Origin of the sequence: Streptomyces sp. NPDC059398, assembly GCF_042751845.1 — a bacterium.
GTDB lineage: Bacteria > Actinomycetota > Actinomycetes > Streptomycetales > Streptomycetaceae > Streptomyces.
In genome coordinates this window covers 1-6,545 of the sequence record NZ_JBHYWP010000158.1, presented here as the reverse complement: position 1 = coordinate 6,545, position 6,545 = coordinate 1, and the positions used below count along the sequence as shown (strand labels likewise).

Below are 6,545 nucleotides of genomic sequence, written 5' to 3'. Positions count from 1 at the left end.
ACTCGTGGCGTGGCGGTCTCCCACAGCCCCTGTTTTAGAGTCTCTCGCTGTATGGTCTAGTGGCCGACTCACTCACACGCCCGCCGACCGCCCCCCCCCCCCCCTCCCGGATCGCGGTCCGGGTCTTGATCTTCTTGCGCTCGCGAAGCCCCATCCTGGGCTCCGCGGCGCTCCGTGCTGAGGCGGCCATGGCCTCATTGTCCGGCATCGGCGCTGACCGGTGCCACCTCCGCGCCGGAGTCGGCCGGCTGCTCCGCGGGCGGGGTGGGCCCCCGGTGATGACGGGGGGCCGGGCGCCGGGGCATCAGGACCGCCGAGATCAGGGCTGTGGCCAGGGCGACCATGCCGATCACGACCAGGGCGAGGTCCATGCCGTGCAGGTACGCGCTGTTCGCCGAGGCCGTGAGCGCGTGGTCGCCGAGCTTGCCCGCCACCACGTGGGCACCGATCACCGAATCGCGGGCGACGTCCGCCGCCCGGTCCGGCAGCCCGCCCGTGCTGAGCCGGCTTGAGTACGCGCCGGCGACCAGGGCGCCGAGCAGGGCGACGCCGAGCGCGCTGCCGGTCTGGCGCACCGTGCTGAGCAGTCCGGAGCCGCGGCCCGCCTGGTCCCTGGCGAGCGTGCCGAGGGCACCGCCCATCGCGGGGATCATCGCGAACGCGATGCCGATTCCGGCGATCGACAGCCACAGCGCCGTGAAGCCGTATCCCGAGTCGACCGTGCTGCGCGCCCCGAGGAACGCGGCGAAGGCCAGCACCACCAGTGCCATGACGACGACCGCCCGTGTCCCGAACTTGACGACCAGCGGCTGCGCCAGTCTCGCGGCGAGCAGCATGCCGCCCACCAGCGGGAGCATCCGGATGCCGGTGCCGAGCGAGTCGGTGCCCAGCACGGCCTGCAGGTACTGCGGCAGCAGGAACATCACACCCGACAGGACGAACATGCAGAGCGTCGCCGCGATGGTGTTGCTGAGGAAACCGCGCCGGCCCAGCAGGGCGAGGTCGAGCATGGGGCTCTCGCTGCGCCGCTCGCGCAGAACGAGCGCGCCGAGCAGGGCGACGGCGCCGGCGAACGCGCCGATGACGAGGCCGTCGCTCCAGCCCTTCGCGGGGCCTTCGATGATCGCGTAGATGAGGGCACCGAGACCGAGCGCGGTGAGCACGGTGGAGACGATGTCGACCTTGGGCGCGGTCGGGTCCTTGCTCTCGGGGAGCAGGAACAGGCATGCGGTGATGCCGATCGCGACCATCGACACGTTCAGGACGAAGACCGAGCCCCACCAGTAGTGGTTGAGCAGCCAGCCGCCGATGATCGGGCCGAGCGGCATGCCTAGCGCGGAGGCCGCGGAGATCATGCCGATGGCCCTGGTCTGTTCCCCGCGCGGGAAGAGCGAGGGCAGCACGGAGATGGCGAGCGGCATCACGAGGGCGCCGCCGACACCCATCAGGGCGCGGGCCGCGATCACCCAGCTCACATCACCCGCGAAGGCGCCTACGAGGGAGGCGGCGAGGAAGACGCCGAGTCCCGCGATGAGCATCCGACGCCGTCCGAAGCGGTCGCCGAGGAGTCCGGCCGGGAGCATCAGGGCGGCGAAGACCACGAGGTACGCGTCCGCCATCCACTGCTGCTGACCGCTGGTGGCGCCGAGGTCCCCGGCGATCGTCGGCAGCGCCACATTGAGGATCGTCATGTCGAAACCGAGCACGAGCATGCTCGCGACCAGGGCCCCGAGGGCCCACCAGCGCCGAGGGTCCGGGCGCGACTCCACCTGCTGATTGGTAGTAACCATGAAATGAGAGTAGCAGTCATTTTCCATACAATGCCAATTAAATGCTGCTCCTGGAATGGTCCGACGGGCACGGCCGGGCGGGGGAACGGGCCGGGCACCGATCCCCGGCACCGCGCCGCGCCCCCGTACACCCGGTCACAGCTCGGCTTCAGTGGCGGGCCATTCACCCCGACCGCTTAGGCCCTGTCGGCGCGGGCTCGTAGACTCGCCGGCGTGGATACGACCCTTGGTGACCCGCAGGCCCCGCTCGTCGGGCAGCTGCTCGACGGCCGTTACCGGGTGGAGGCATGCATCGCCGTCGGTGGCATGGCCACGGTCTACCGGGCCGTCGACACCCGCCTGGACCGGGTGCTCGCCCTCAAGGTGATGCACCCCGCGCTGGCGGTCGACGCGACGTTCGTGGAGCGGTTCATCCGGGAGGCCAAGTCCGTCGCACGCCTCGACCATCCCAATGTGGTCGGCATGTTCGACCAGGGCGCGGACGGCGCGCATGTCTACCTCGCCATGGAGTACGTCGCGGGGTGCACCCTGCGCGACGTGCTGCGCGAGCGGGGCGCGCTGCGGCCCCGCGCCGCCCTGGACATCCTGGAGCCGGTACTGGCCGCGCTCGGCGCCGCGCACCGGGCCGGTTTCGTGCACCGCGACATGAAGCCGGAGAACGTCCTGATCGGGGACGACGGCCGGGTCAAGGTCGCCGACTTCGGCCTGGTCCGGGCCGTGGACACCGAGACGAACAGCACGGGCACCATCCTGGGCACCGTCTCCTATCTGGCCCCCGAGCAGATCGAGCAGGGCACGGCCGACACCCGGGCAGACGTCTACGCCTGCGGTGTGGTGCTCTACGAGATGCTGACCGGCGCCAAACCGCACACAGGCGACACCCCGGCCCAGGTCCTCTACCAGCACCTCAACGAAGGCGTGCCCGCGCCGTCCGCCGCCGTACCGGGACTCGCGGCCCGGCTCGACGCACTGGTGGCGAGCGCCACCACCCGGCTCCCCGACGACCGGCCGTACGACGCCGTGGCGATGCTGGGCCAGCTCCACGAGGCCCGCACGGCCCTGAGCGACGCCGAGCTGGACGCCGTACCGCCCCGGGCGCTCCCGGCCGCCGGCGCCGACGGGTCCGAGGACCGGACGGATGTGATCTCCCGCCCGCTGCCCGCCGCCGGGATCAACCGGACCAGCCGCCTGGTGATGCCCGCACCGCCCGAGCCCGAGCCCGAGCCCGGTCGGCGGCCCCCGCACCGCGGCCGGCGGGCCCGCCGCGGTCTGGTCGCGTCCGTCGTGGCCGTCCTGCTGGTGCTGGGCGTCGGGGCAGGCGTCTGGTACATCAACTCGGGCCAGTTCACCCGGGTCCCCTCACTCCTCGGCCAGTCCGAGAAGGCCGCGAAGTCGCGGCTGTCGGCCGCCGGTCTGGACGTCAAGAAGACCGAGCGCAAGTTCAGCGACACCTACGACCGCGGCCAGATCATGAGCAGCAGCCCGGCGTCGGGCGCCCGTATCAGGAACCACGACGGGGTGTCCCTGGTCGTCTCGCGCGGACCCGACATCGTCCGGGTGCCCCGCGTCGCGGGCGAGCCGCTCGCCCGTGCCAAGCAGGACCTGGCGAAGGCGGGACTGGGATCCGGCATGGTCACCAAGGAGTTCAGCGACGACGTCGGGCGCGGCAAGGTGATCCGTACGGACCCGGCGTCCGGCACCCGGCGGCACGCCGACTCGGCGATCGCCCTGGTCGTCTCCAAGGGCTCCCCGGTGGACGTACCGGATGTCACGGGCGAGTCCCTGGAGGACGCCCGCGCCGACCTGGAGGACGAGCACCTCAAGGTCGTCGTCGCACCGGAGCGGGTCAACTCGTCCGATGACGCCGGTCAGGTCGCCAAGCAGTCACCGGCCGACGGCAGCCGGGCCGAGGAGGGCGACACCGTCACGCTGACGGTCTCCAAGGGCCCCCGGATGATCACGGTCCCCGATGTCACGGGCGACAGTCTGGACGACGCGAAGAGCGCGCTCACCGGCAAGGGCTTCAAGGTCCACGTCGACCGGCCGTTCTTCTCCTTCAGCAACACCGTCGACACCCAGTCCGTCGACGGCGGCGACCGGGCCCCCGAAGGCAGCACCATCACACTCAAGACCAAGGGACTCTGAACACACCGTGCGCAACCCCATCGGCGGCCATGTCCCCGTGGCCGGCGGCCTCGCCAGGACCGGCCTGTCCTACGCCCGCGAGCTGGGCGCCGAGACCGTCCAGGTCTTCGTGGCCAACCCCCGCGGCTGGGCCACACCCACCGGAAACCCGGACCAGGACGAGCAGTTCCGCAAGGAGTGCGCGAACGAGTCGCTCACGGCGTACGTCCACGCCCCGTATCTGATCAACTTCGGCTCGCACACGGCCGCGACCGTGGAGCGGTCGGTCGATTCGCTGCGCCACTCGCTGCGCCGCGGCCGGGAGATCGGCGCACTGGGCGTCGTCGTGCACACCGGCTCGGCGACCGGTGGCCGTCCGCGGTCCGAAGCGCTCGCCCAGGTCCGTACGCATATGCTGCCGCTGCTCGACGAACTGACCCATGACGACGACCCGTTCCTGCTCCTGGAGTCGACCGCCGGCCAGGGCTCCTCGCTCTGCTCCCGCACCTGGGACTTCGGTCCGTACTTCGATGTGCTCGACCGGCATCCGCGCCTCGGGGTCTGTCTGGACACCTGCCACATCTTCGCGGCCGGCCACGACCTCGCGGGTCCCGGCGGGATGAACCAGACGCTGGACCTCCTCGTGGACACCGTGGGCGAGGGCCGGCTCAAGCTGATCCACGCCAATGACTCCAAGGAAGCCACCGGCGCCCACAAGGACCGGCACGAGAACATCGGCGCCGGTCACATCGGAGCGGAGCCCTTCAGGGAGCTGCTCAGCCACCCGGCGACCGAAGGGGTGCCGCTGGTCATCGAGACCCCGGGCGGCAAGGAGGGGCACCGGGCGGACGTGGACCGCCTGAAGTCACTGCGGCCCTGAGAGACTGAGAGGAAGGCGCCACCGGGCCACAGCTCCGCTCAGAGCTCGGGGCCGTCGCCCGGACCTTCCTGGTACGAGTAGCGCTGCTCCTGCCAGGGATCGCCCAGATTGTGGTATCCGCGCTCCTCCCAGAAGCCACGGCGGTCCGCCGTCATGTACTCGATGCCGCGGACCCATTTGGGGCCCTTCCAGGCGTAGAGCTGCGGGACGACCAGCCGCAGCGGGAACCCGTGCTCGGCGGTCAGCAGTTCGCCCGCCTTATGGGTCGCGAAGAGGGTCTTCGCATCTGCGAAGTCCGCCAGGCGCAGATTGGCGCTGTAGCCGTACTCGGCCCAGACCATCACATGGGTGACCTCAGGCGCGGGCGGTGCGAGCTCGATCAGTGTCCGGGCCCGCACACCGCCCCATTCGGCTGCCAGCATGGAGAACTTCGTCACGCAGTGCAGGTCGGCGACCACGGTGGAGAACGGCAGGGCCGAGAACTCCTCGTGGTTCCAGCAGTGCTTCTCGCCGTCGGCGGTGGCACCGAAGACCCGGAACTCCCACCGGTCGGGCTTGAACTTGGGGACGGGGCCGTAGTGGGTCACCGGCCAGCCGCGCTGCAGCCGCTGCCCCGGCGGAAGCCCGGCCGGCGCCGCCCCCTGCTGCTCCCGGCTCTCCGGCTGACCCATGCATCCATGGTGACAGACCTCGCGGGGTGGTCATGACCAGCGCGGCACCGGCGAGGTCAACTCGTACTAAGCCTGTACTTACTGGACGGCCCCGGTGGGCGGTGACAGGATGCGCGGAATCTGCCCGGATCCACGCCTGGAAGGAGCCTCTGCGATGCAGGGCGACCCCGAGGTCATCGAGTTTCTCAACGAGCAGCTCACCGGAGAGCTCACGGCGATCAATCAGTACTTCCTGCACGCGAAGATGCAGGAGAACTTCGGCTGGACGAAACTCGCGAAATACACCAGGGCCGAGTCGTTCGACGAGATGAAGCACGCCGAGATCCTCACCGACCGGATCCTCTTCCTGGAGGGGCTGCCCAACTACCAGCGGCTCTTCCACGTCCGGGTGGGGCAGACGGTCACCGAGATGTTCCAGGCGGACCGGCAGGTCGAGGCCGAGGCCATCGACCGGCTCCGGCGCGGTATCGAGATCATGCGCAACAAGGGCGACATCACGTCCGCGAACATCTTCGAGTCGATCCTGGCCGACGAGGAACACCACATCGACTATCTCGACACCCAGCTGGACCTGGTCGAGAAACTCGGTGAGCCGCTCTACATCGCCCAGGTGATCGAGCAGCCGGACAGCTGAGGCGGGGCCGCCTCTCGGCACGTACGGTGCTCGGTGCGTACGGCCGGGCCGTACGGGTTCAGGCGGCCTCGGGCAGCAGGGGCGATCCGGCGGGCTCCGGGAGGGCCACCGGCCGCTGTACGGGCCCGAGCCCGTCGGCCGGTTCACGGCGGGGGCAGCCGCCCCGGCCGAGGAGCGCCTGGATGCTGCGTACACAGCCGCCGCAGTCGGTACCCGCCTTGCAGGCCGACGCGATCTCGCGCGGGGTGCAGGCACCGGCGTCCGCGTGGTCCTTCACCTGCTGCTCCGTCACACCGAAGCACGAGCAGACGTACACGCGGGTTCACCTCCCGGACGGGATCGCTGACGGGCACCACCCCGAGCTGGTCGGTGAGGTAACCCTAACCTTACCCGCCGCTCCGGGGGTGCAAAAGGGCCGTGGGGTGCGGATCGCTGTGATCCGCACC

The 6,545-nt window shown here is 70.5% G+C and carries 6 protein-coding genes; 3 read left to right on the top strand and 3 right to left on the bottom strand.

Annotated features, from left to right (window positions below; genetic code table 11):
- Positions 1 to 194: 194 nt before the first annotated feature.
- Entirely contained in the window at positions 195 to 1,790 is a 1,596-nt protein-coding gene (locus tag ACFXBC_RS33825; RefSeq protein ID WP_385033512.1) for a DHA2 family efflux MFS transporter permease subunit, read from the bottom strand.
- 213 nt (positions 1,791 to 2,003) lie between these two features.
- Here ACFXBC_RS33825 and pknB point away from each other — a divergent pair, with 213 nt between their 5' ends.
- Together pknB and ACFXBC_RS33815 are read left to right on the top strand one after the other, a co-directional pair.
- Entirely contained in the window at positions 2,004 to 3,935 is a 1,932-nt protein-coding gene (gene pknB / locus ACFXBC_RS33820; protein WP_385033509.1) for a Stk1 family PASTA domain-containing Ser/Thr kinase, read from the top strand.
- A gap of 7 nt (positions 3,936 to 3,942) precedes the next feature.
- Positions 3,943 to 4,794, top strand: coding sequence for a deoxyribonuclease IV (locus ACFXBC_RS33815; protein WP_385033506.1), 852 nt, complete (start codon positions 3,943 to 3,945; stop codon positions 4,792 to 4,794).
- A 38-nt stretch (positions 4,795 to 4,832) separates the two neighbouring features.
- On the opposite strand, the gene ACFXBC_RS33810 is transcribed toward ACFXBC_RS33815, so the two are convergent.
- Positions 4,833 to 5,465, bottom strand: a complete 633-nt coding sequence (locus tag ACFXBC_RS33810) for a sulfite oxidase-like oxidoreductase (protein WP_385033503.1) — start codon at positions 5,463 to 5,465, stop codon at positions 4,833 to 4,835.
- 154 nt (positions 5,466 to 5,619) lie between these two features.
- On the opposite strand from ACFXBC_RS33810, the gene bfr reads away from it, so the two are divergent.
- Positions 5,620 to 6,099 (top strand): bacterioferritin, encoded by a 480-nt coding sequence (bfr, locus tag ACFXBC_RS33805; protein WP_385033500.1) that lies wholly within the window; start codon positions 5,620 to 5,622, stop codon positions 6,097 to 6,099.
- Positions 6,100 to 6,157: 58 nt separating this feature from the next.
- On the opposite strand, the gene ACFXBC_RS33800 is transcribed toward bfr, so the two are convergent.
- The gene (locus ACFXBC_RS33800) at positions 6,158 to 6,415 is read right to left on the bottom strand and encodes a bacterioferritin-associated ferredoxin (protein WP_385033497.1); all 258 of its coding nucleotides are present in this window, start codon (positions 6,413 to 6,415) and stop codon (positions 6,158 to 6,160) included.
- Between the last annotated feature and the right edge of the window lie 130 nt (positions 6,416 to 6,545).